The sequence below is a fragment of the Acidithiobacillus ferridurans genome (genome assembly GCF_003966655.1).
GTDB classification, from domain to species: Bacteria; Pseudomonadota; Gammaproteobacteria; order Acidithiobacillales; family Acidithiobacillaceae; genus Acidithiobacillus; species Acidithiobacillus ferridurans.
Genome location: NZ_AP018795.1, coordinates 1,130,102 through 1,151,046, shown reverse-complemented (window position 1 = coordinate 1,151,046; position 20,945 = coordinate 1,130,102). Strand labels below are relative to the sequence as shown.

General features: G+C 60.5%; 24 protein-coding genes. 16 read left to right on the top strand and 8 right to left on the bottom strand.

Annotated features, from left to right (window positions below):
* Window positions 1-135: 135 nt before the first annotated feature.
* The 5 genes from AFERRID_RS05900 to waaA are packed head-to-tail and all read left to right on the top strand — an operon-like array spanning window position 136 to window position 4,860.
* Complete coding sequence (locus AFERRID_RS05900) at window positions 136-1,083, top strand: glycosyltransferase family 2 protein (protein ID WP_126605677.1); 948 nt, start codon at window positions 136-138, stop codon at window positions 1,081-1,083.
* A complete protein-coding gene (locus AFERRID_RS05895; protein ID WP_126604565.1) occupies window positions 1,084-1,884 on the top strand; it encodes a glycosyltransferase family 2 protein in 801 nt (266 codons plus the stop codon). It abuts the gene before it with no gap.
* A complete protein-coding gene (waaC, locus tag AFERRID_RS05890; RefSeq protein WP_126604564.1) occupies window positions 1,881-2,933 on the top strand; it encodes a lipopolysaccharide heptosyltransferase I in 1,053 nt (350 codons plus the stop codon). The genes AFERRID_RS05895 and waaC overlap by 4 nt, the downstream gene beginning before the upstream one ends.
* A complete protein-coding gene (locus AFERRID_RS05885) occupies window positions 2,930-3,610 on the top strand; it encodes a tyrosine-protein phosphatase (protein ID WP_126604563.1) in 681 nt (226 codons plus the stop codon). The genes waaC and AFERRID_RS05885 overlap by 4 nt, the downstream gene beginning before the upstream one ends.
* Window positions 3,607-4,860, top strand: coding sequence for a lipid IV(A) 3-deoxy-D-manno-octulosonic acid transferase (waaA, locus tag AFERRID_RS05880; RefSeq protein WP_126604562.1), 1,254 nt, complete (start codon window positions 3,607-3,609; stop codon window positions 4,858-4,860). Before AFERRID_RS05885 ends, waaA begins: the two co-directional genes overlap by 4 nt.
* Window positions 4,861-4,864: 4 nt before the next feature.
* Here the strand turns inward: waaA and AFERRID_RS05875 are convergent, their stop codons facing one another.
* From AFERRID_RS05875 to AFERRID_RS05855, 5 genes are all read right to left on the bottom strand, one after another.
* Entirely contained in the window at window positions 4,865-5,773 is a 909-nt protein-coding gene (locus AFERRID_RS05875; protein WP_126604561.1) for a lysophospholipid acyltransferase family protein, read from the bottom strand.
* A 100-nt stretch (window positions 5,774-5,873) separates the two neighbouring features.
* Window positions 5,874-7,031 carry a pyridoxal phosphate-dependent aminotransferase gene (locus AFERRID_RS05870; protein WP_113526304.1) on the bottom strand — a complete coding sequence of 386 codons (1,158 nt, stop codon included), beginning with the start codon at window positions 7,029-7,031 and terminating at the stop codon, window positions 5,874-5,876.
* Complete coding sequence (gene ovoA / locus AFERRID_RS05865) at window positions 7,028-9,136, bottom strand: 5-histidylcysteine sulfoxide synthase (protein ID WP_126604560.1); 2,109 nt, start codon at window positions 9,134-9,136, stop codon at window positions 7,028-7,030. The genes AFERRID_RS05870 and ovoA overlap by 4 nt, the downstream gene beginning before the upstream one ends.
* Window positions 9,137-9,180: 44 nt before the next feature.
* Complete coding sequence (locus tag AFERRID_RS05860) at window positions 9,181-9,600, bottom strand: tRNA (cytidine(34)-2'-O)-methyltransferase (RefSeq protein ID WP_331251188.1); 420 nt, start codon at window positions 9,598-9,600, stop codon at window positions 9,181-9,183.
* A 105-nt stretch (window positions 9,601-9,705) separates the two neighbouring features.
* Window positions 9,706-10,419, bottom strand: coding sequence for a ComF family protein (locus AFERRID_RS05855; RefSeq protein WP_126604559.1), 714 nt, complete (start codon window positions 10,417-10,419; stop codon window positions 9,706-9,708).
* Between the two features lie 111 nt (window positions 10,420-10,530).
* Here AFERRID_RS05855 and bioF point away from each other — a divergent pair, with 111 nt between their 5' ends.
* From bioF to AFERRID_RS05800, 11 genes are all read left to right on the top strand, one after another.
* On the top strand, window positions 10,531-11,700 hold the full coding sequence (gene bioF / locus AFERRID_RS05850) for an 8-amino-7-oxononanoate synthase (protein WP_126604558.1): 1,170 nt from the start codon (window positions 10,531-10,533) through the stop codon (window positions 11,698-11,700).
* Window positions 11,697-12,452, top strand: a complete 756-nt coding sequence (locus AFERRID_RS05845; protein WP_113526309.1) for an alpha/beta fold hydrolase — start codon at window positions 11,697-11,699, stop codon at window positions 12,450-12,452. The genes bioF and AFERRID_RS05845 overlap by 4 nt, the downstream gene beginning before the upstream one ends.
* 2 nt (window positions 12,453-12,454) lie before the next feature.
* A complete protein-coding gene (gene bioC / locus AFERRID_RS05840) occupies window positions 12,455-13,333 on the top strand; it encodes a malonyl-ACP O-methyltransferase BioC (protein ID WP_113526391.1) in 879 nt (292 codons plus the stop codon).
* Window positions 13,330-14,034 (top strand): dethiobiotin synthase, encoded by a 705-nt coding sequence (gene bioD, locus AFERRID_RS05835; protein WP_126604557.1) that lies wholly within the window; start codon window positions 13,330-13,332, stop codon window positions 14,032-14,034. Before bioC ends, bioD begins: the two co-directional genes overlap by 4 nt.
* A 113-nt stretch (window positions 14,035-14,147) precedes the next feature.
* Complete coding sequence (gene htpX, locus AFERRID_RS05830; protein WP_113526311.1) at window positions 14,148-15,044, top strand: protease HtpX; 897 nt, start codon at window positions 14,148-14,150, stop codon at window positions 15,042-15,044.
* Between the two features lie 46 nt (window positions 15,045-15,090).
* Window positions 15,091-15,816: a leucyl/phenylalanyl-tRNA--protein transferase gene (gene aat, locus AFERRID_RS05825; RefSeq protein ID WP_225981903.1), complete on the top strand. Its 726-nt coding sequence runs from the start codon at window positions 15,091-15,093 to the stop codon at window positions 15,814-15,816.
* A 2-nt stretch (window positions 15,817-15,818) separates the two neighbouring features.
* On the top strand, window positions 15,819-16,529 hold the full coding sequence (locus tag AFERRID_RS05820; RefSeq protein ID WP_126604556.1) for an arginyltransferase: 711 nt from the start codon (window positions 15,819-15,821) through the stop codon (window positions 16,527-16,529).
* Window positions 16,526-17,305, top strand: coding sequence for an ABC transporter permease (locus AFERRID_RS05815; protein ID WP_113526313.1), 780 nt, complete (start codon window positions 16,526-16,528; stop codon window positions 17,303-17,305). The genes AFERRID_RS05820 and AFERRID_RS05815 overlap by 4 nt, the downstream gene beginning before the upstream one ends.
* Window positions 17,306-17,311: 6 nt before the next feature.
* Window positions 17,312-17,917 carry a ribonuclease T gene (gene rnt, locus AFERRID_RS05810; protein ID WP_012536046.1) on the top strand — a complete coding sequence of 202 codons (606 nt, stop codon included), beginning with the start codon at window positions 17,312-17,314 and terminating at the stop codon, window positions 17,915-17,917.
* A 74-nt stretch (window positions 17,918-17,991) separates the two neighbouring features.
* Window positions 17,992-19,008 (top strand): CDP-6-deoxy-delta-3,4-glucoseen reductase, encoded by a 1,017-nt coding sequence (locus AFERRID_RS05805; protein WP_126604555.1) that lies wholly within the window; start codon window positions 17,992-17,994, stop codon window positions 19,006-19,008.
* Window positions 19,009-19,070: 62 nt separating this feature from the next.
* Window positions 19,071-19,439, top strand: coding sequence for a hypothetical protein (locus AFERRID_RS05800; RefSeq protein ID WP_113526315.1), 369 nt, complete (start codon window positions 19,071-19,073; stop codon window positions 19,437-19,439).
* A gap of 84 nt (window positions 19,440-19,523) precedes the next feature.
* On the opposite strand, the gene AFERRID_RS05795 is transcribed toward AFERRID_RS05800, so the two are convergent.
* From AFERRID_RS05795 to AFERRID_RS15500, 3 genes are read right to left on the bottom strand one after another with little or no spacing between them, the layout of a single operon-like run.
* Entirely contained in the window at window positions 19,524-19,820 is a 297-nt protein-coding gene (locus tag AFERRID_RS05795; RefSeq protein WP_225981904.1) for a zinc ribbon domain-containing protein, read from the bottom strand.
* Between the two features lie 7 nt (window positions 19,821-19,827).
* Entirely contained in the window at window positions 19,828-20,589 is a 762-nt protein-coding gene (locus AFERRID_RS05790; protein ID WP_232027800.1) for a hypothetical protein, read from the bottom strand.
* Window positions 20,574-20,765 carry a hypothetical protein gene (locus AFERRID_RS15500; RefSeq protein ID WP_232027798.1) on the bottom strand — a complete coding sequence of 64 codons (192 nt, stop codon included), beginning with the start codon at window positions 20,763-20,765 and terminating at the stop codon, window positions 20,574-20,576. Before AFERRID_RS15500 ends, AFERRID_RS05790 begins: the two co-directional genes overlap by 16 nt.
* Window positions 20,766-20,945: the final 180 nt, after the last annotated feature.

Here is a 20,945-nt window from a genome sequence, read left to right as displayed (position 1 = left end):
CGTATTGCCGGTTCCAGCAGTGTTCCGGCGGGTGATGCTATATAAGGCTATAAATTGGGGTTGTGAAGACGCATTGAGATTGGCTTCGTGTATAGGACTACCCATGCAATATAGGGGGGTCGCATTATCGTGACTATGAAATTTTGCGTTATTATTGTTAACTACAATGGCGTATCAAAAACACTTGACGCAATGTCTTCCTGTCTTGCGGAGGGCGTGTTGGCGCAGCATTGTATCGTCATCGATAATGGTAGCGATGACGGGTCGGTGGAGGTGATTTCGCAACGGTTTCCCGACGCCAAAATATTGGCGAACAGTTGTAATGCCGGCTTCGCCCGTGCGGTCAACCAGGGGTTGGCAGTCGCTGATCGTGATTTTGTCATGGTTCTGAATAATGACGCGCAATTATTATCGGGTACGCTGGAGGCTGTGACATGCTGTTTTCTGGCCTGGCCTCGAGCGGCCCTTGTGGGTGCCCGCCTGATTGACCCGGTTGGTCGTACCCAAAATGTAGTGGCGGCATTGCCGCGATTCTGGCACGAAATATTGCCAAGGGCGCTGCTCAAAAGAATGGCACCAAAATACTTCGGTGGGCGTCTATCAGGGGAGCGTCAATCGGTAAATGTTCCCAGCCTGATCGGTGCAGCAATGACGGTACGCCGTTCTTTCTTGCCTCAATTGGGCATGCTGGACGAAGATTTCTTCTTTTATCTGGAAGAAACGGAATGGTGCGCACGTGCTCATCGCCTTGGATTTGACGTGGTGTTTTGTCCAGATGCCAGGGTGGAGCATGCGCTCGGTGGCACCGCTAGGAAATTTCAAGTAGGGTCGCGCATTGAATTTCAGCGCTCACGGTTGCTCTATGCACGTAAGGTGGAGGGACGCATTCCCTGGGTAGTTTTATCTTTTTGGATGCCAGTAAAGGCAGCAATTAATTTTCTTGCCAACGGAATAGCAATGGTGCTTACTCTCGGGCTTCTTCCTCGTCAGCGGAAACGTTGTTTGACCTATGGAGGAATACTGATGTGGCATCTCCTGTTCCGGCCAACACATTGGGGCTTGCCGGGGAAGTGCAGTAAATGAATGAGTACTTCTTATGGAGATCAGGTGGCCGTGGCTGCTAGTGCTCTATCCGTTATTTATATTACCAGAGATGCCGGGCGTTTGCTGCGGGCATCGCTGGGCAGCGTAGTGCCGTTAGGTGCGGAAATTGTTCTGGTAGACAGTGGTTCTACGGATGATACGCTGGCCATCGCAACGGAAATGGGTGTAAAGATCATTCAAAGGCCTTGGCCCGGCTTTGGTGCGCAACGGCAGTTTGCCGTGGAGTCGGCGGAAAATGACTGGATACTGATGCTGGATGCGGATGAAATTTTGCGCGATCAGGCGCGTTCTGCCATTGTGGATGTGGTGCGGAGTGGCGACCCTCATGTTGCTTATGCGCTAAGGCGTTATAATTACCTTCACGGCAAGGCCATACGCCACGGAGACTGGAGCCGGGATTATGTGGTGAGGCTTTTTAACCGACGCTATGGGCATTATCGTCCCGAGGATATGGTGCATGAAAGCTGGTATGGTCAGGGGGAGACGCGGCGTATGCAGGGATATATCCTGGACCATCATTCTTTCCCGAGCTATGCGGATATGCTGGATAAACTGCGCCTCTATGCTACCCTCAACGCGCAGCAGGTCCACCAGCGCGGCAAGGTGCTCCATGCTTACATGCCCATGACCCACGCGCTGGCGGCTTTTTGGCGCGGCTATTTCTGGCGCTTGGGATTTCTGGATGGTGTGGAGGGCGCCGCTATTGCCTGGACCACGGCGCTGGGCGCGTTCATGAAATATGCCATGGCGCTGGAACTCAGAGACCATAGTCAGCGATGAAGATTCTGCTGCTGCGCCTGAGTTCCATGGGCGACGTGCTGCATACCCTGCCGGCGGTGACGGATATGCGACAGGCCCGCCCGGATCTATGCTTACACTGGTTGGTTGAGCCCGCATTCGCGCCCCTCGCCCAGTTGCATCCCGGGGTCACGCGGGTGATCCCCTTCTCTCTGCGTGTTCATAAAGAACGGTGGCGAGGCTTGGCGGCTGCGCTGCGAGATTTACGCCAGGGTCTACGGGACGAGCATTACGACCATATTCTCGACGCCCAGGGCCTCTACAAAAGCGCCTTGCTGGGCCGTCTGGGCGGTGCGCCCCTGTGGGGTCTGGATGCCGCCAGCGCCCGCGAACCGGGTGCCACCCGGCTATATCATCGCCGGTTTTGCGTGGCCTGGGGGCAGTCCGCCATCAGTCGGAATCGCCAGCTGTTCGCACAGGCTTTGAACTACCCCTTACCGGAAACACCGCCGGATTATGGTTTGCAGGTGGCCATCGCGCGCCTGCGTAAAGACACGCTGGCGCAGCCTTGGAGCGAACTGGCGCGGCAGCCCTTTGTGCTGGGTTTTCACGGGACCTCGCGGGAGAACAAGGAATGGCAGGAAGACCACTGGTGGGCATTGGCCGCCCTGTTGCGACAGGTGGGGTTGCGTTTGTTGCTGCCCGCAGGCAATGCGCGCGAGGCGGCGCGCGCCCGGCGCATCGCGGAACAGGCGGATAATGTGGTCGCCCTACCCCCCGCCACGTTGCCGGAGCTTGCCGCCTTGATCGTGCGGGCTGATGCCTATGTCGGTATGGATACAGGCCTTTCTTATCTGGCCGGTGCCCTGGGGCTGGCGGGGGTTACTTTGTACGGACCGACGGCCAGGGATCGGTTTTCTGTGGCAGAGAGCCGTCAGGCCAGCCTGCAAAGTTCCGAGCCTTGCGCGCCGTGCGGTAAATCCCGATGCCCGTTGCCGGAGGCGAAAAAAGGCCTGATACTCTGCCAGCAGGCCATGCGCCCGGAGCGGGTCTGGACGGCCTTATCCCCTTTGCTGGAGCACCGATCATGAAACACCCCCTGGTGCTCCTGCCGGATGAGCGCCGCCGCTATCGGCGCCATCAGTTCTGGACGGATCACGGCATTTTCCGCGAACTGTTTTATGCAAACTTTCACGAGATTGCGCCAGGGGTGTTTCGCTCGGCCCAGCCGTCGCCGGTCCAGTTACGGCACTGGCAGCAAAAGCATGGTCTCTGCGCGGTATTGAACCTGCGTGCTCCGGCCCCCCACGAGCCCCATTACCGTCTGGAGCAGGAGGCTTGTGATGCCCTGGGCATGATGCACCTGACCCTGCACGGCTTCGGCTCCCGGGATCTGCCGGAACGCGACAAGTTGCTGGCGGGCATAGCGGTGCTGGATCAATTACCCCAACCTTTTTTGCTGCATTGCAAATCCGGCGCGGATCGGGCCGGTTTCATCAGCGTGCTGTATCTGCATCTGGTGCTGGGGATACCCCTCCGCGTGGCGCAGCGGCAACTGCGTTTGTGGCCCTTCGGTCATATTCGGCACGCCAATACCGGCATTCTCGACTGGTTTTTCATCAGTTACCACGATGCTGCCGCCCGCCGGCCCGGCTTGACCCTGCGTGCCTGGATCCAGGACGGGTATGATCGTGAGCACATCCTGAAAAACTTCCGGCCCTGGTATCGTCTGGACTGGCTGACCGACCGTATTTTGCACCGTGAATGATGAGCCGCCGCCTCTACGCCTTTCTGCTCTGGTTGCTCACCCCTGTCGTCCTGGGTTATACCCTTTGGCGGGCCTGGCGACGGCCTGCCTACCGGGAGCGCTGGTGGGAGCGTTTCGGCTGGGGGCCGCGCCGGTCGGATCGGCCTATCTGGATTCATGCGGTGAGTGTGGGGGAGACTATTGCGGCGATTCCCCTGGTGCGGGCTTTGCAGGCACGTTATCCGGAGCTGCCCATTCTGATGACCAGCACAACGCCGACGGGAGCTGCAGTAGTTAGTCAGCGTTTGGGTACGGAAGTGCTGCGGTATTATCTGCCTTATGACCTGTCAGCGGCGGTCACGCGCTTTTTGCGCCGCCAGCGACCACGCCTGGGGATTATCATGGAAACGGAGATCTGGCCCAATCTCTGTCATGCGGCCAGCCGTGAGGGCGTGCCCCTGATGCTGGCCAATGCCCGGCTCTCGCAGCGATCGCTTCGGGGTTACGCTCGTTTCCGGACGCTCTTTGCCCCCGCACTGGCCAGTATGAGCGCTGTTGCGGCCCAGAGTTCGGAGGATGCGGCGGCTTTCCGCCGCCTGGGGGCAGAGCATGTGGTGGTGACCGGTAATATCAAATATGACCTGCCCGAACCTGTCGCCGCGCGGGAGCGGGGGCGTCAGTGGCGACAGCGCTTCGCTGGGCGACCGGTCTGGGTATTCGCTTCCACGCATGCCGGTGAGGAGCAGATGGCGCTGGCGGCGCTGGAAGACTTGCAGCGCCAATGGCCGAATCTGCTGCTGGTGCTGATTCCCCGCCATCCCTCGCGGCGACCGGAGGTGATGGCGCGGATGCAGGCAAAGGGAGTGTCCTTTGCCTTGCGCTCGCGTGCCGAGGACGTGGGGGCGCGCGCGGTTTTTCTGATAGATACACTGGGTGAGGTGATGGACTTCTACGCGGCGGCAGATGTGGTGACCATCGGTGGCAGTTTTGTGCCGGCGGGGGGGCATAATCCCCTGGAAGCTGCAGCACTGGCACGCCCGGTTACCTTCGGCCCGCATATGGATAATTTTAAGGGCATCACCCAGGATTTGCTGGCGGCCAACGCGGCGGTTCAGGTGGCGGATGCCGCGGCACTGGTAGCGCAGTTGGGTGCGTGGTTGACTACCCAGGGGCCAGCGACAGAGATGGGCGACCGTGCCCTGGCGTTTCTGCAGCAGCAGCGTGGCGCGCTAAGGCGTACTTTTGCCCTGCTGGATCATCTCGTTCCGTAACTTTTTAATAGGGATGGTCCCAGCCTTCCGGCTGATCCTTGAAACGGCGGTGAACCCACCAGTACTGTTCAGGGGCTTTACGGATGGCGGTCTCCAGTGCCGCATTCATCGCCGTGGCATCGGCTGTGGCATCCCCGCTCGGAAAGGATTCCGGCATGGGGACAATCTCGACACGAAAACCCTCACCACCCGGTAACCGATAGGCGAAGAGTCCGAACACCGGGCTTCCGCGCCGCGCCGCCAGCCGGCCCAGCAAAGGTGTGGTGCAGGCAGGACGGCCGAAGAACGGGACGTAATCCCCTTCGCGCGGATCGACGTTCTGATCCGGAAGTATACCGATGGCCTCTCCCTGATGCAGTGCGTGGAGCAGGGGGCGGATACCTCCCTCCTTGGGGACCAATTGCGCGCCACTGCGCCCGCGCCCAGCCACAATGCGGGCGTTGACGGCCGGATTGCGGGTTTCCATGTAGAGTACGGTTACCGGCCAGCGTTGCCCGATGTAGAGCACCGCGGCTTCCCAGGCCCCGAGGTGCGCGGTGAAGAGAATCACCCCATGTCCTTTGGCTAAAGCGGCGTCCACCAGATCGTCCCCACGCACTTCGCGGATCAGGCCGAGGGCGCGGGGCAAGGGCCAGTACCACAATGGTCCCAGCTCCAGGGCCGCCTGGCCCAGTGCCCGGAAGTGCGCGCGCCGCAGAGTAAGCCGCTGGGCCAGACTCATCATGGGGAAAGCAATGGCGAGGTTGGCATCCACCACCTTGCGCACCCGGCTCATACTGAGCCGCACCACATCACCGAGCATTGCGCCCAGAGCTGCCCGCCAACGCCGCGGCAGGTGCCCCGCCCCGCGCAGAATGCCCGCTGCCAGCGTGGCCACTGCTTTTTGCTTCAGGTTACCCTGCACCTCTGTCACTTCTCTCTGGTCTCCTCCGCTCGGTGGAACGTATTGTAGGGTAGGGCAAGCCGTTCCGATACCGTCGTCGGGGCGGTTTCCTGTGGAAAGTTCTCCGGGACTAGCGGTGCAAGGCCTGTCGCAAGTGCCCCAGCCCTTCTTCCAGGATGCTTCGGGGGGTGGCGAAGTTCAGTCGCAAGAAACCCTCACCACCCGGCCCGAAACTGGGCCCGGGATTGAGGCCGAGACCTGCTTGCAGCAGACGCCGCGCCAGCGTCTCGTCGTTGCCGTAATGATGCACGTCCAGCCAGGCGAGGTACCCGAACTCCGGTTGCCGATAGCCGACCTCGGGTAGCTCCCGCATCAGGTATTCGCTGATGAAACGGGCGTTGTCCGCCAGATAACCGCGCAACGCGGACTGCCATTCCGCGCCGTGCCGCCAGACGCCGGTCATGGCGGTCAGCGCGAAGAGGTTGGTGTGCTGAATCTGACTGCGCCGGACCTCGGTCAGAAAGGTACGACGCAGCCCAGCGTCGGGGATGACGCTGACCCCGCCGCCCAGTCCCGCCAGATTGAAGCTTTTGCCGGCAGAGGTCAGGAGGATCGAGCGCGGGAAGCGGCTGGGGAAAGGGCTGTGCGGATGCTGACTGAGGTCGGCATGGATTTCATCGCTGACCACCACGCAGTCGGCATCGGCGCACAGTGTGCCCAGTCGTTGCAGTTCTTCCGGTGTCCAGACCCGCCCCACCGGGTTGTGGGGCGAGCAGAGGATCAACAGTTTCGCCCGCTGGACGGCGATTTCCAGGGCATCCCAGTTCATGCGGTAATGGCCGGTGTCATCCGCGATCAGCGGGGCCAGCAGCAATTTCCGCCCGTTGTCCTCCACTGCAGTCATGAACGGCGGATAAATGGGCGGCATGACGATGATCGCTTCGCCCGGCTGGGTGAAGGCCCGTACGGCTGCGTAAAGGGCGGGAACGACACCGCTGATGCAGGCGATCGCGTCGCTTTCCGGCCGCCAGTCATGGCGTCTGGCCAGCCAGTCGGCGGCGGCCTGCAACATGGTCCCTTCATTGCCCGGATAACCGAAAATGGGGTGATTCAGGCGTTCCTGCAAAGCGGTGATGACCGTGTCCGGTGCGGCGAAATCCATGTCCGCCACCCACATGGGCAGCACTTCAGCGCCAAAGCGTTCTGCGGCACCATCCCATTTGAGGCATCCAGTTCCGCGTCGTGGAATGACCCGGTCGAAGTCGACGCCGCCCCGTTCCGCGCTCATAAGCGCTCCCAGATGGTCACCTGCGCGATGCTGTGCTGATATTTGCGCGCCGTTTCGCGGATGACGAAGGGCAGATCCTGCGGACTGCCATCGCGTAGACGGAATGGCCCGGACAAAATTTCCCGCAGGGCGTCGAAGGTGCTCAGATTCTCTCCATCTCGTTTGAAACCGCCGAGCCACTCCGACCGCGCGGTGTATTCTTCCAACCAGGTGTAGGGCGACGTGATGACCAGCAAACCGCCGGGAAGGATGCGGTCGGCGATGTCCTCCAGAAATTTGCGGGGGTGGTGCAAGCGGTCGATGAGGTTGGCCGCCACCACCAGATCATAATCCTTGTACAGGGGCTTCAGATTGCAGGCGTCGGCCTGAAAGAAGTGGACCCGGTTTGCAGCCCCGGTTAGCCCCAGGGTGGCGAGATCCGCCGTTTGATAGCTTTGCAGTTCACCCTCTTCAGTCAGCGTGTAGGAGAAGTGCCCGCGCTCGCGCAGTTGCACGCCGACGCTGATGAAGCGTGCGGAGAAGTCGAGGCCGGTGACTTCGGGGCAGTGCCTTGCCAGTTCAAAACTACCGCGGCCTACGGCACAACCGATGTCCAAAGCGCGACGTAACGGCTTGCCGGCCATAGCCTCCACCGCGATTCCCACGACCTCTACCGCAAAATTGGCCACCCCATAGTACTCGCGCCCATAGTGAAATTCCGCGTATTGAGAGACCAGGGCGTCACTCTCATAGACCGGTACCTCAGGCAGTGCATTGGGCGAGGCCACATAACGGAATCCCGCGTGCTGGAAGAAATGGCGGCGGAAGGCGTAGCGAGCCTCTCGCTGCATTTCGTTGCCGAGGCTGATGAATGAGCCGCCCTTGAAAAGATTGTGCTGCTGGTCGAAGGTGGGCACCGTGAAGTCATCATAAACCGGATGCACCTCGAAACCGGGAAAGGGATAGATGGGCGTCGCGGTCCATTGCCAGACGTTGCCGACCACATCGTAGAAATCTCCCTGTTTGAATTGATCTACGGGGCAGGGCGAGCAGCCGGCGGCGAGCCCGATATTGCCAGGCACCGCGTCATCCCAGGCATCACAGTCCGCCAGTCCACTGAGCTCACGCAGACGCCGCCACTCATCCTCGCTGGGCAGGCGCAGGCTCTGACGGGTCCCGGCCGATTTCCAGCGGCAGAAGGCGTCGGCTTCCAGTGCGTTCACCTCCACCGGCCAGTTCCACGGCATGGGGCGCTCCTCCGCGATCAGGCGCAGCCGCCAGCTGTCCTGATCCGGGACCCAGAAAGTCGGGTGCCGGGCCTGGCTGAAGCGGCGCCAGCGATCGCCCTCCGCGGTCCACCAGCGGCTGTCGCTGTAGCCATCCTGCTCCACGAAAGCCAGAAACTCCTGATTGCTCACCAAAAAGCGGGAGGCATGAAAGGGCTGTAGTGCCGCCTGATGAAGGCCATATTCATTATCCCAGCCATAACGGGGATCGGCGCGTTCTTTGCCCAGACGGACGGCGCCGCCCGCTACGGCCTGCAGGATATTATCCGGCGCGGCCCCTGCGGGGGTCCAGGGACGGAAGGCTTCTACGGGGCGGACGCGGGACAGGGGCAATTGCCGTATGAGCACCGAACTGGTCTCCAGATGGATGTTTTCATGCTCCATTCCCATGAGGATCACCCACCACGGCGAATCCCAGGTGATGGGCAGGGACAGGGGCATCTCGCCGATCAGACCGTCCACCAGTTCCCGCACCCGCTGCCGGTACTGACGGACGTCATCGACGGAGGGCCAGTCATAATGGGTTTCGTCCAGGTCGTCCCAGGACATTTCATCGACGCCGACCGCAAAAACGGACTCTAAACGCGAATCGAGACGCCGTCCGATCAGACCGGCTACCTGGAGTTTGTTTACATAGAAGGTGGCGCTATGGCCGAAATAGAAGATCAGGGGATGACGCAGGGGAATGGCCTTCTCATACCACGCCGCCGGTTCTGCCAGGTGATCGAAAAGCTGTTCATACAGCGAAAAAGTCTCGTGAAAGGTCCTGCGAATCTCTTCCCGTTTTTGCTCTGCATGCTCGCCGTCGAGACGGAGCGCAGCGATACGTGTACGCGCCATGGATTCCCCCTGTTATGAGCTTTTGGTGTCTCGGACCGATCAGTTTACCACAGGATACCATCTGATCCCGTGCCCCGGGGTGAACGTAGACCGCCGCAATAGTCCATCTGCCGCCAGGCCTCGAAGACCGCGACAGCACAGGCGTTGGACAGATTCAGGCTGCGCTGGCCGGGGCGCATGGGCAGGCGCAGTACCTGCGTGGCGGGCAGACTGTTCAGGAGGTCGGCAGGCAAGCCGCGGGTCTCCGGGCCGAAAAGCAGCGCGTCGCCGGGCTGGTACGCAACGTCGTGATAGAACTGCGTTCCCTTGGTGCTGAATGCAAAGACGCGCGCATCGCCTAAAAATGCCCGGCAGCTCGCCCAGTCCGCATGGCGATGCACTTGCGCGAACTCGTGGTAATCCAGCCCGGCGCGGCGCAGGCGGCGGTCGTCCCAGGCGAAACCCAAGGGCTCGACGAGATGCAGGGTGGCTCCGGTGTTGGCGCAGAGGCGGATGATATTGCCGGTATTGGGGGTATCTCCGGCTCATACAGGATGACGTGCAAAAATGACTCAAGCATCCATGGACTCTCAGAGGGCACGGGCGAGCACCCAGACGTCGATGCGCTGTACACCGGCATCCCGCAGGGTGCTGGCAATCCGGGCGGCGGTGGTGCCGGTCGTCAGTACATCGTCGACGATGGCGACATGGTCCGGTACGCTGGCACGCAGGGCAAAGGCTGCATCCAGGTTCTCCCGCCGGGTGGCCGCGCTCAGTCCAAGCTGATGGCCGGTACTGCGGCGCCGCCATAACGCACCAGGGATGACCGGGATTCTCCAGCGTTTGCCCCAGTGGCGGGCGAGCAGCATGGACTGGTTGTAACCGCGTTCGCGCAGGCGCCGGCGATGCAGGGGCACGGGCAGCAGCGCTTCCGGGCGGGACGGCGGATATTCGCCCCAGGCACTGGCCCAGGCGTCGGCCAGAGGTCTGGTCCAGTCCAGACGCTGCTGAAACTTCCACGCGATGATGGCGGTGTTCAGGGGTTCGGCATAGATAAACGGGGTATAGACATGGTCATAGGCGGGGGCTTCCACCGAGCAGACCGGGCAGTCCCCATTGTCCAGCAAAGGTAGCGCGCAATAGCTGCAACGCTCGGCGGGCAGACGCGGCCAGTCGCCGAAGCAGTCGGCGCAGAGCGGAGCGCCAGGCGCACCGCAGGCACGACAGCGTTCCGGGAAGAGCCAGTGGTTAAAACGCCCCGCTGCGTCATATAGCCGGGACAGGTGTGGAAGAATCCGTTGCAAGAAGTTCCTTGGGTTGTTTAGCCATCTGGCAGGGCGAGTGTTATCACCGGCTACGATTCTCCCGCTCCAGCACTCCATTGACAAGGCACAGGCCCCTCCCTATAAGAAGCTATGCATAGCAAACGGGAAGAATCATGGCGCGCTGAATTGTCTGCCTTGCGTGCGCACGACCTCTGGCGGGAGGTGCAGGTCCTGCACCCTGCGCCGGAGCGCGGGCCGCCCACTTTTGTGGGGGCGCAGGGCGAACCGCTCCTGTCCTTCGCCAGTAATGATTATCTGGGCCTGAGCGCAGAGCCGGCCTTACGTGATGCCGCCATCGCCGAGATTCGGCAGAGTGGGGTAGGGGCTGGTGCCGCGCCCTTGCTCGGTGGCGAGCGGCCCGCCCATGCCGCGCTGGCGGACGCCCTGGCCCGCTGGCTGGGAGTGGAGGCGGTGCTGCTCTTTGGTAGCGGCTATCTGGCCAATCTGGGGGTCATCTCCACGCTGGTCGGACGCGGTGATCGTGTCTACGCCGACCGCCTCAACCACGCCTCTCTGGTGGACGGGGTGCGTCTCTCCGGCGCGCGCCTGCATCGCTACCGGCATGGCGACATGACCCATCTGGCGCAATGGTTGGAACGCGGCGGCCGGGGGCAGCCCTGGATCATTACGGACGGGGTGTTCAGCATGGATGGTGACATCGCCCCGCTTCCTGAACTCGCCACCCTGGCACAACGGTATGGCGCAGGGATCATTCTCGACGAGGCCCATGCCTTTGGAGTGCTGGGGACGGAGGGGCAAGGCACCGTGGCGCACTGGAACATGGACGTCCATGGGGTAGACGCCATCATGGGCACGCTGGGTAAGGCCTTCGGTGTTTACGGCGCCTTCGTGGCGGGGAGTCAGGACTTGGTGGATCTCCTACGTAATCGCGCCCGTAGCTTCATCTACCATACCGCCCTGCCCTCCGCCCTGGCGGCCGCCGCCCTCGCCGCGCTCGACCTTTTGCGGAATGGGGATGCCCGGCGCGAGCGCCTGACGCAGCACCGGCAGCATCTGCGTGCGCAAGTGCCCGATGCCCCCTGGTTGGCCAGCGAGACACCTATTCAGGGTCTCCTGCTGGGCGATGCGCGACGGGCGCTGACGGTCAGCGCCCAATTGCGCCGTGCCGGCCTTTACTGTCCGCCAGTACGGCCACCGACGGTGCCTGCCGGTAGTGCCAGGCTGCGCATCACCCTCAGTGCGGCGCACAGTCGGGATGATATCGAGCTTCTGGCTACCGCGCTCCGGGAGGTCCTATGAACTGGGCGCGTCAGGTCAGTGGTCAGGGACGTCCGCTGGTGCTGCTCCATGGCTGGGGGATGGAAAGCCGGGTCTTCGCTTCCTGGCGGCCCCTTCTGGATGTCCATTTCACCTGCATCAGCTACGATCTCCCCGGTCACGGGCAGACGCCCTGTGCGCCCTCCGGTCTGGCTTGGTCCGCCAGTCTGGAGAGTCTCCGCCAGATGCTTGCTCAGGAGGCCCCCAAGCCTCTGTTGCTCGGCTGGTCCCTCGGGGGCTTGTTGGCCCTGGGTATCGCCTTGCAGCACCCTGAATTATTGGCGGGACTGGTGCTGATCTCCAGTTCCCCCGCCTTTTGCCAGCGCCCCGACTGGTCTCCGGCCATCCCTGCCGCGACTCTGGAGGATTTCGCGCAACGCCTGCGCGAAGATCCCCAGGGTACCCGGCGGCGCTTCCTCGCCCTGCAAGTGTTGAACGATCCACAAGGACGCCGCGCTCTGGAGGGCCTCGGCGCCTGGCCCATGCCGGATCAGGTTTGTCTTGCCGATGGGCTGGGCCTGCTGCGGGAGGTGGATTTGCGCAGCCAGCTGAGGAGAATACCCATACCGGTGCATATCGTGCATGGGCGACAGGATCGGATCGTGCCCGTCGGCGCCGGTGAATATCTCCACCAGCATCTGGCCGGCAGCCGGTTTACCCTCCTGGAACAGGCTGGTCACGCCCCTTTTCTGTCTCAGCCCGAAGCCTGCGCCAACGCGCTGCTGGAGACCTAGTGGTGAGTTCCGGCAATCCGTCCTTTTTCATGGAAAAACGCGCCGTGCGGCGGGCTTTCGAGCAGGCAGCGGCCGGGTATGAGACCAGTGCCGTCCTGCAGGATCAGGTCGGCGCGCAGCTCATCGAGCGACTGGACCTCGTCAAGCTGGAACCCCAATGGATACTCGATATGGGCAGTGGTACCGGCTTGCAAAGCCGCCGTCTCAATCGCCGTTATCCCCGTGCACGACTGCTCGCCCTGGATCTGGCGTCGAACATGTTACAGCAGGCCCGGCGTCGTAAAGGCTGGCGTCAGCGCCAGTATTTCTGCCAGGGCGACGCGGAAGATTTGCCACTGGCGACGGCCAGCATCGACCTGCTCTACGCCAATATGTCCATGCAGTGGTGCAATGATCTGGATCAGGTGTTACGCGAGTTTGCGCGGGTGCTGCGTCCCGGCGGCCTGCTCATGTTCAGCACCCTCGGTCCGGACACCCTCAAAGAACTGCGTCACGCCTTTGCGGCGGTAGACGACCAGTCCCATGTCAGTCACTTCATCGACATGCATGATATTGGCGATGCCTTGGTGCGTCAGGGCTACGAAATGCCGGTCCTGGATGTGGAACATTATCAGCTCACCTATGCGGCGGTAGACGATCTCCTGCGGGATCTGCGGAATATCGGTGCCACCAATGCCGCCGCAGGTCGCGCCCGCGGTTTGCTCACCCCCCGTCGCCTGCAGGCACTGCGGCAGGCCTACGAGGGTTTTCGCGCCGACGGCCGCCTGCCTGCCACCTATGAAGTCGTCTATGGACATGCTTGGGGCGGGGGCCCCCACGCATCCCCGCGTGAAGACGGCGGTATCGTTTTTCCTCTCACGCGGCTGCGACGCCGTCCATGACCGGGGAGCATCCTGCGCCGCGTCGGCATGCGGGTCCACTGCGAGGACTATTGGTTACCGGTACCGATACGGGCGTCGGCAAAACCGCTGTCACCGCTGCCCTCGCCCACAAATGTGCACAGCACGGAATGCTGGTGGCAGCCCTCAAACCCATTGTTTCGGGAGTCGAGGCCGACGGTACCTGGGAGGATGTGGAAATCTTGCGCGCCGCCAGCCAGCCCCCGCGCAGTGTTGCCGAAACGGGTCTCTACGCTTTCGAGCCGCCAGTGGCGCCCCACTGGGCGGCACGTCAGGCGGGTGTCACCGTCGAGCGTGAGCGGGTAGCGGCTTTCGTCCGGATGCAATCCGCAGCGATGGATTGTGTGCTGGTGGAGGGCGCCGGTGGTTTTCTTTCCCCATTGGGCGATGACTGGGGTGTTGCCGAACTGGCCGGGGATCTGCAATTTCCTGTGCTGTTGGTGGTGGGCTTGCGACTCGGTGCCATCAACCACACGCTGCTGAGTGTCGAAGCCATCCGCGCACGGGGACTGCGCTTGGCCGGGTGGGTAGCAAACACCCTGAATCCCGCAGTCGCGGTGGGCACACTGGAGACCTTGCAAGGGCGGCTGGCGGCGCCATGTCTGGGGGCGTTGCCTTACATGCCACACTGGTCTCCCGCCATCCTGAGCCCTTGCCTGTCCCTTCCTGATGTCCTGTCTTGATGTTAGACTGCTTCTGCATTGTCATAAAAAACAAAAGGCAAGCGGCCGCGATGTCAGGGTGGAAATTCAGTCGTCGCGGTAAGGTCGGTGTATTCTGATGGAGCGTGCGTGTCATGAAATCATTCAAGAGCATACTGCTGTTGGTGGTGACGAATCTGCTGATATTCGTCAGCCTGTCGATCAGTTTTACTATTCTAGTCAACTTCATTTTGCCGATCTTCGGTGTCGACCTCCGCGGATCGGTGAGTGGCGCGGACCTGCTCTGGGCGCTGCTGATCGGTTTCGGCGGTGCCTTTGTTTCGCTGTTGATGTCGAAACATCTGGCGCGCGCGGGCCTGCAGATGCAACGCATCGATGCGCCGCAATCGGCCAAGGAGCAACTGGTATACGATTCAGTGGCACAGCTTGCCAATCGTTTGGGTATTCGCATGCCGGAAGTCTGGGTGTACTGGAATGATGAGCCCAACGCCTTCGCCACCGGACCGGGGCGCAACCACAGCATGGTGGCGGTCAGCAGCGGTCTGGTCAATCTCCTCGGCGACAATGAGGTGCGGGCGGTACTGGCCCATGAGATGGGGCACGTATACAATGGCGACATGGTGAGTACCACCTTGCTGCAGGGGCTGATGAATACGTTTGTATTCTGGTTGTCCATGCTTGCCGCGCGGCAGTTTGATGACCGGCCCATGGTTGCTTTTGCGGTATCCATAGTGCTGCAGATCGGCCTGTCTTTCCTGGCGCTGATTCCCATCACTTGGTTTTCGCGCCGTCGGGAATTCGCTGCGGATCGTTTTGCCGCCGAGCAGGTGGGCGTGGCCCCGATGATCTCGGCCCTGCAAAAACTGCAGCGGGGCGCGGAAGCCCTGCATGTGGTGCATGATGTGGTGCGTGATCCCATGGCGACGGCCTACATTTCCGGAAGCTGGCGCGGCTGGTTTGCCACCCATCCCAGTCTGGAGGCGCGGGTGGCAGCTCTGCGGGCATTGCAAAACGGTTATAGTTACCAGTAGTTGGTAACGCGATGGAGGAATTGGTCTTTGATGCAACCAGGAGGCAGTGCAGTTGCGCCCTGAGGGCGTCCGTCCGGTCCTCCTGCAACGCCATGACCGGTCAGCCCCCTTCCCCGACCCGGAGCAGGCCGACGGCAACCTAGTCGCCATCGGTGGCGATTTGTCCAGGGAGCGCTTGCTCCGGGCCTATGCCCACGGCATCTTTCCCTGGTTCGGTGAAGAAGACCCCATTCTCTGGTGGTCACCTGATCCCCGCGGTATTCTGGAGCCCCCGGCGATACACGTCAGTCGCAGTCTGCGCAAATCCGCCCGTAACCGTGACTGGCAATATCGCATGGACAGCGATTTTGCCGGTGTCATCGACGCTTGCGCAGCGCCGCGCCCAGGGCAGGGAGATACCTGGATTACTCCGGCGGTACGGGCCGCCTACCTGGATCTGTTCGCGGCCGGAGCAGCACATTCCCTGGAAGTCTATCAGCAGGACCGCCTGGTCGGGGGGCTTTACGGCGTAGCCCTCGGTGGACTTTTTTTCGGGGAGTCCATGTTCAGTCGGGTGCCCGACGCCTCCAGGCTGGCTCTTGTTCTACTGGCGCGTCATCTTCAGCACTGGGGCTTTGGCCTGATCGATACCCAGTTCATCACCCCGCACCTGCAGAGCATGGGCGCGCGGGAAATACCCCGCCGTGATTTCCTGCGCGCCGTTGCTGATCTGCGCACCCAGCATACGCATGCAGACTGGAACATCTTGTTACCGCTGCCCGGGATGTTTTAATCATGGCCTTTTATTTGTCCGCCTTGCAGAAGTGCCCTTACCTGCCGGATCAGGAAGAACTCCTGGTGCTCAGCGATCCTCGGGAGATGGTGGGCAGCGCCCAATATGACCAACTTCTGCAGAAAGGATTCCGGCGCAATGGTCCGGTGGCCTACCGCCCGATGTGCCCGCAGTGCGATGCCTGCATTTCCGTGCGCATCCCCGTTGCGGAGTTCCGGCCAGATCGTGGCCAGCGGCGCACCTGGGCATGCAATCAGGATATACGGATACGGGAACAACCCCCCCACTGGGAAGCCGCCCACGCACGTCTCTTCGCCGAGTATCAGTGTTCGCGGCACCCAGGGGGTGGCATGGACGAGCATGCGGATCGCCTGTACCGGGAAATGATCGTCGAGAACGGCGGCGTGGATGCCCGCCTCCTGGTCTTTGAGCAGGAAGGACACCCGTTGGCGGTGGCACTGGTGGACGTGCTCGGCGGTGGCGTCTCTGCGGTTTACACCTTTTATACCCCAGATCTGCCGCAACGCGGCCTGGGTATTTTTGCTATCCTCAGCCAGATTGAATGGACCAGGAAGTTGGGCCTTCCCTATCTTTATCTGGGCTATTGGGTCGCCAACAGCCCCAAAATGGACTATAAAAAGCGCTTTCGCCCCCTGGAGGGTTTTGTGGCGGGCGACTGGCGATTGCTGACAGAGGCGTTCAAACGCGGATGAACAGTGCCGCACCGGACATTTTCAGCACCTTTTCACCGTGGACCATGGCGGGGGTGACCGGCCTCCTCGGCAGTGCCTGGGCCTTGTCGGCCTGGCAAAAGCTGGGGGTGGGCAAAGAACTTCTGTGGTCGGCGGCCCGGGCGACGATTCAGTTGGGGATCATGGGGTTTTTGCTGGGTTGGCTGTTCCGCCAGCATCAGCCGTTTTTTCTGGTACTCTTTCTGATAGCCATGATCCTGATGGCCGGTCGTTTCAATCGTAAGCGCGGTGCCGGTATCCCGCACGCCTATTGGATCGGGGTGATCAGCATCACGGTGGCGACTGCGGTCACCCTCGCTTGGATGCTCCTTTCCGGATTGGTTTTCTGGCGCGGCGAATCATTGGTCCCCATTGGCGGCATGATTATCGGCAATGCAATGAACGCCGTATCGCTGGCACTCAACCGTTTGCGCAGCGAGGTGGACCAGCGTGAGGCGTTGTTGCTGGCCATGCTGGCGCTTGGTGCCACGCACCGTCAATCGATGCGCAGCCTGTATAGTATGGTGGTGCGCAGTTCCCTGATTCCGACGATAGACAGCCTGAAAAGCGTCGGTATGATCCATATTCCAGGAATTACCGCAGGAATGATTCTCGCGGGTATGGCGCCCCTTGCCGCAGTATCCATGCAATTGGTGGTAATGGTGATGTTGACAGCCGCTGTTACCTTGAGTGTTTCCACCGCGGTTTTGCTGGCTGCACCGCGTGCGCTGGTTTTTTCACAACAGATGGAGGAGTAACTTCTGATGGCGGCTTTGGCCGGACGGTTTCGCGGCTTTTTGCCGGTAGTAGTCGATGTGGAAACGGCAGGATTTGACTCTGAACGTAATGCGTTGCTGGAAGTGGCTGCGATCATCATCGGTGGCGAAGTGGGGCAGTTGCGGCCCGTAGCCACCCACCACTTTCAGGTCCAGCCCTTTGCCGGCGCGGTGCTTGACCCGGCAGCACTGGCGTTTACCGGTATTGATCCCTTTCAGGCACTGCGCGGCGCTGTTTCCGAGGAGGAAGCCCTGCGCGGAATTTTCAGGCCGGTGCGCACTGCTGTAAAGGTGGCTCAATGCCGACGTGCCATTCTCGTGGGGCACAATGCCGCTTTTGACCTGTCCTTTATCAAGGCAGCAGAAAAACGGACCGGCGTCAAAAACAATCCCTTTCATCTTTTCAGTACCTTCGACACCGTTAGTCTGGCCGGATTGGCCTATGGTGAGACCGTGCTGGCCAAGGCCGCCCTGGCAGCCGGTCTGGACTGGGATCATACCCAAGCCCATTCGGCACTCTATGATGCGCGCCAGACGGCGGAATTGTTCTGCCGGATCGTGAATCGCTACGATCTCAACCGGGAGTATCCGTGAAGCGCGGCCATCACGCCGCGCATCTGCTAGAATGCCCGCCGAAACATTTTTAATCGTTACGAAAGGATGTGCTCATGACTTACCGCCTGCGCATTGAACCGAGCGGCCACGAGATGGATTGCGACAGAGATGAAACCATCCTGGAGGCCGCTCTGCGGCATGGTTTTCATATCCCCTACGGTTGTCGCAATGGTACCTGTGCGACCTGCAAGGGACGTATTCTCAGTGGAGAAGTAGATTACGGGAAGGTGGAGGAAAAGATTTTGTCGGCCGCCGAGAAGGATGCGGGCCTGGCGCTCTTCTGCCAGGCAATACCCCTGTCCGACGTGACGATAGAAGTCCGGGAGATCGGGGCCACCAAGGATATCCAGATTAAAACACTGCCGTCACGGGTAGCAAGAATCGTCGATTTGGCACCCGATGTGCGCGCGGTTTTTCTAAAAATTCCGACTACGGAGCGTCTCCAGTTTCTCCCTGGACAGTATATCGACATTCTCCTGAAAGACGGTGGCAGACGGGGTTTTTCCCTCGCCAACATACCCGGTGAAGATGCGCTCCTGGAGCTGCACATCAAAAGAGTGCCTGGCGGTGTCTTTACCGGGCATGTATTCAGTGCGATGAAGGAAAAGGACATCTTGCGTTTCGAGGGACCATTGGGCACTTTTTTTATTCGTCAGGAATCCACCCGCCCTTTACTGATGGTCGCTACCGGCACCGGTTTTGCACCCATCAAGGCGATGCTCGAGTCGCTCTTTGCGCAGGGCTGCATACGTCCGATCCATTTTTATTGGGGTGTGCGCCATCCGGAGGATTTTTATTATCAGGATTTGCTGAGGGAATGGCAGGCACGTCATGACCATTTTCAGGTAACCAGGATAGTATCCCGTCCCGATGCTTCCTGGTCCGGAGCAACCGGCTATGTTACGGCACAAGTGATCCATGACTTTCCGGACGCGAGCCTGCTCGACGCCTATATTTGTGGGCACCCGGACATGGTGTTTTCCTTAAGCGCCGCTTTACAGGGAGCCGGATTGAATCCGGAACACATTTATGCAGATGCGTTTGTATTTGCCAAAGCAAAAACAAGCTGACATAATTATTAAATTGGCGAGGGGTTCTGCCAAGTTAACCTGACTTAGAGGAGCGATAGCATATGGAAGCACAAGTAAAAAAGCGTCACCGTCGTAGTTCGGAGGAGCGTCTCGCGGATTTGGAGGAGAAGCAGCGCCAGACGGAAATGCGACTGCGTGAACAGTTGGCAAAAATCGAACAGCAGAAGCGGAGCCTGCAGGAAAACCCGCGCGCCCGTCGTGAGCGGGAAGCACAACGGCGGTCATTGATGGACCGTATTTCCCGTCTGGTACCTGATTGGGAACCCGCCCAGATTCTGGCGGCTGTTGCCGAAGTGCGTGACCGCGTGGGTAGTAATGACCATCTGCTGGGTGAACTGAACCACCGCGGTGATGCGCTCATGCAGGAGCTGAAACCCCGTCGCGGTCGTCGTCCCCGTTCCGCGATTTAATTCTGGTCCGATCGGTTTTTCACCTACAGAAGCCCCCGGCGCTGAGCGGCGGGGGCTTCTTTATATAGGGCGCGGCGGCGTTTTCTAACGCTTTTTGCATCCCCGCCAGCGAGCCAGTGTCGGCACGCGATGCGCCATGTAAGCTCGGACGTACCATGGCGCATTACGTTGGCGCATCAATTGCCGGACACGGTGCTGCATGGCATCCAGCGCCAGTTCCGGCTCCCGGAATTGACCTCCGGCATAGCAATAGCTGCAGTAACAGTTGCTGTGGCTACCATCGGCTTCCGTTCCCCCACCTTCGGGATCAAACTGCAGCGGCATGCCACAACTCTGGCAGCGGTTTCTTTCAAGTTCCAGTTGGCGTATCCATTTTTTCATAGGGAAATTAGACATCCTCCGGTGCTACCAGTTCGAGAGCCTCAACATAAATGTGTGCCATACCCAGCAGAAACACCACATTGGGGAGAATGAATACCAGTGCGCCGGCCAAGCCCATTCCCATGCTGAGTCCAGCGTTATACAAGGAGGTATTTGCCGCCATCGCCGGTACAGGCATTCCGCTGCCAAAAACCCTGTCTCCCGACAATGCTCCCAGCATTTGCCAGAACATGTCCGCACTGCGGCTGATTTCGTCAGCCAGCACCGGGGTAGCCGCCGTTAATGTCATGCCATATCCAATATAGAGAATCATTGCAATGATAATTCCCATGCTGGTCGCCAGGGCGGCGAGCAACAACATCATCAGCAGGATGGAACCGGGTTTATTACGGGCGATGGCAATGGTATGACGAAGTGACTTGCCCACGCCTTCGCCGTGCCACAACGCCGGTCCGGAAAGGTTGAAGACAATAATGGCGAGGACAAAAACAACGGCGTTTAGCAGCATGATGGCAGGGAAAATCGGGACGAACAGTATCGCGCCCACCCCGGGTATCTTGCAGGCGAGAAACGCCAATACCTCCACCACAAAAATGCCGAGAAGCAGAAGACTTTCGATAATCAGTAATCCCAGCAGACGTGGCAGCGCCCGTATGCCGAAGCGGAGGCTTTTGATTATTCCGGGCAGCGGGTCGCCGCGCGCCTCGTGCAGCAATACGCCACCGGAGCCCAGATAGCCGACACCAAAACTGATCAGCAAAATGACCATCCCGATGGTGGTACCTGCCCACCCCCCGGCCATTGTGCGAAAAATTCCAGACCAACCATACCCAGGAAAACCGCGATCACGTATACCAGAATGGGCTGCCATAAAGTAATGCCGCGAAGCGCCCGCAACAACAAAGAAAAAGACAGGTCTCCCTGGCTGGGAGTATGGGTAAACATGCGTAGTTCCCTTGCTAGAATTTCCAGCCCCTAGAATAGCAAATTGCAGGCGGATGGTGGACAGCTTCCACCCGTGCCCACAGAGGGACAACTGCCACGGGTGATGCTACACTGTCCTCAATATTGACCGATTGGTCGGGTGCCGCGCAAGTGTGGCCATCACATGCAGATTGGGGGCGG

Excerpts from the sequence above, each read along its gene's own strand:
- AFERRID_RS05900 (WP_126605677.1), top strand. The coding sequence starts at position 136 with ATGAAATTTTGCGTTATTATTGTTAACTACAATGGCGTATCAAAAACA.
- AFERRID_RS05895 (WP_126604565.1), top strand. The coding sequence starts at position 1,084 with ATGAGTACTTCTTATGGAGATCAGGTGGCCGTGGCTGCTAGTGCTCTA.
- waaC (WP_126604564.1), top strand. The coding sequence starts at position 1,881 with ATGAAGATTCTGCTGCTGCGCCTGAGTTCCATGGGCGACGTGCTGCAT.
- AFERRID_RS05885 (WP_126604563.1), top strand. The coding sequence starts at position 2,930 with ATGAAACACCCCCTGGTGCTCCTGCCGGATGAGCGCCGCCGCTATCGG.
- waaA (WP_126604562.1), top strand. The coding sequence starts at position 3,607 with ATGATGAGCCGCCGCCTCTACGCCTTTCTGCTCTGGTTGCTCACCCCT.
- AFERRID_RS05870 (WP_113526304.1), bottom strand. The coding sequence starts at position 7,031 with ATGAGCGCGGAACGGGGCGGCGTCGACTTCGACCGGGTCATTCCACGA.
- ovoA (WP_126604560.1), bottom strand. The coding sequence starts at position 9,136 with ATGGCGCGTACACGTATCGCTGCGCTCCGTCTCGACGGCGAGCATGCA.
- bioF (WP_126604558.1), top strand. The coding sequence starts at position 10,531 with ATGCATAGCAAACGGGAAGAATCATGGCGCGCTGAATTGTCTGCCTTG.
- AFERRID_RS05845 (WP_113526309.1), top strand. The coding sequence starts at position 11,697 with ATGAACTGGGCGCGTCAGGTCAGTGGTCAGGGACGTCCGCTGGTGCTG.
- bioD (WP_126604557.1), top strand. The coding sequence starts at position 13,330 with ATGACCGGGGAGCATCCTGCGCCGCGTCGGCATGCGGGTCCACTGCGA.
- htpX (WP_113526311.1), top strand. The coding sequence starts at position 14,148 with ATGAAATCATTCAAGAGCATACTGCTGTTGGTGGTGACGAATCTGCTG.
- AFERRID_RS05820 (WP_126604556.1), top strand. The coding sequence starts at position 15,819 with ATGGCCTTTTATTTGTCCGCCTTGCAGAAGTGCCCTTACCTGCCGGAT.
- AFERRID_RS05815 (WP_113526313.1), top strand. The coding sequence starts at position 16,526 with ATGAACAGTGCCGCACCGGACATTTTCAGCACCTTTTCACCGTGGACC.
- rnt (WP_012536046.1), top strand. The coding sequence starts at position 17,312 with ATGGCGGCTTTGGCCGGACGGTTTCGCGGCTTTTTGCCGGTAGTAGTC.
- AFERRID_RS05805 (WP_126604555.1), top strand. The coding sequence starts at position 17,992 with ATGACTTACCGCCTGCGCATTGAACCGAGCGGCCACGAGATGGATTGC.
- AFERRID_RS05800 (WP_113526315.1), top strand. The coding sequence starts at position 19,071 with ATGGAAGCACAAGTAAAAAAGCGTCACCGTCGTAGTTCGGAGGAGCGT.
- AFERRID_RS05795 (WP_225981904.1), bottom strand. The coding sequence starts at position 19,820 with ATGAAAAAATGGATACGCCAACTGGAACTTGAAAGAAACCGCTGCCAG.
- AFERRID_RS05790 (WP_232027800.1), bottom strand. The coding sequence starts at position 20,589 with ATGGTCATTTTGCTGATCAGTTTTGGTGTCGGCTATCTGGGCTCCGGT.
- AFERRID_RS15500 (WP_232027798.1), bottom strand. The coding sequence starts at position 20,765 with ATGTTTACCCATACTCCCAGCCAGGGAGACCTGTCTTTTTCTTTGTTG.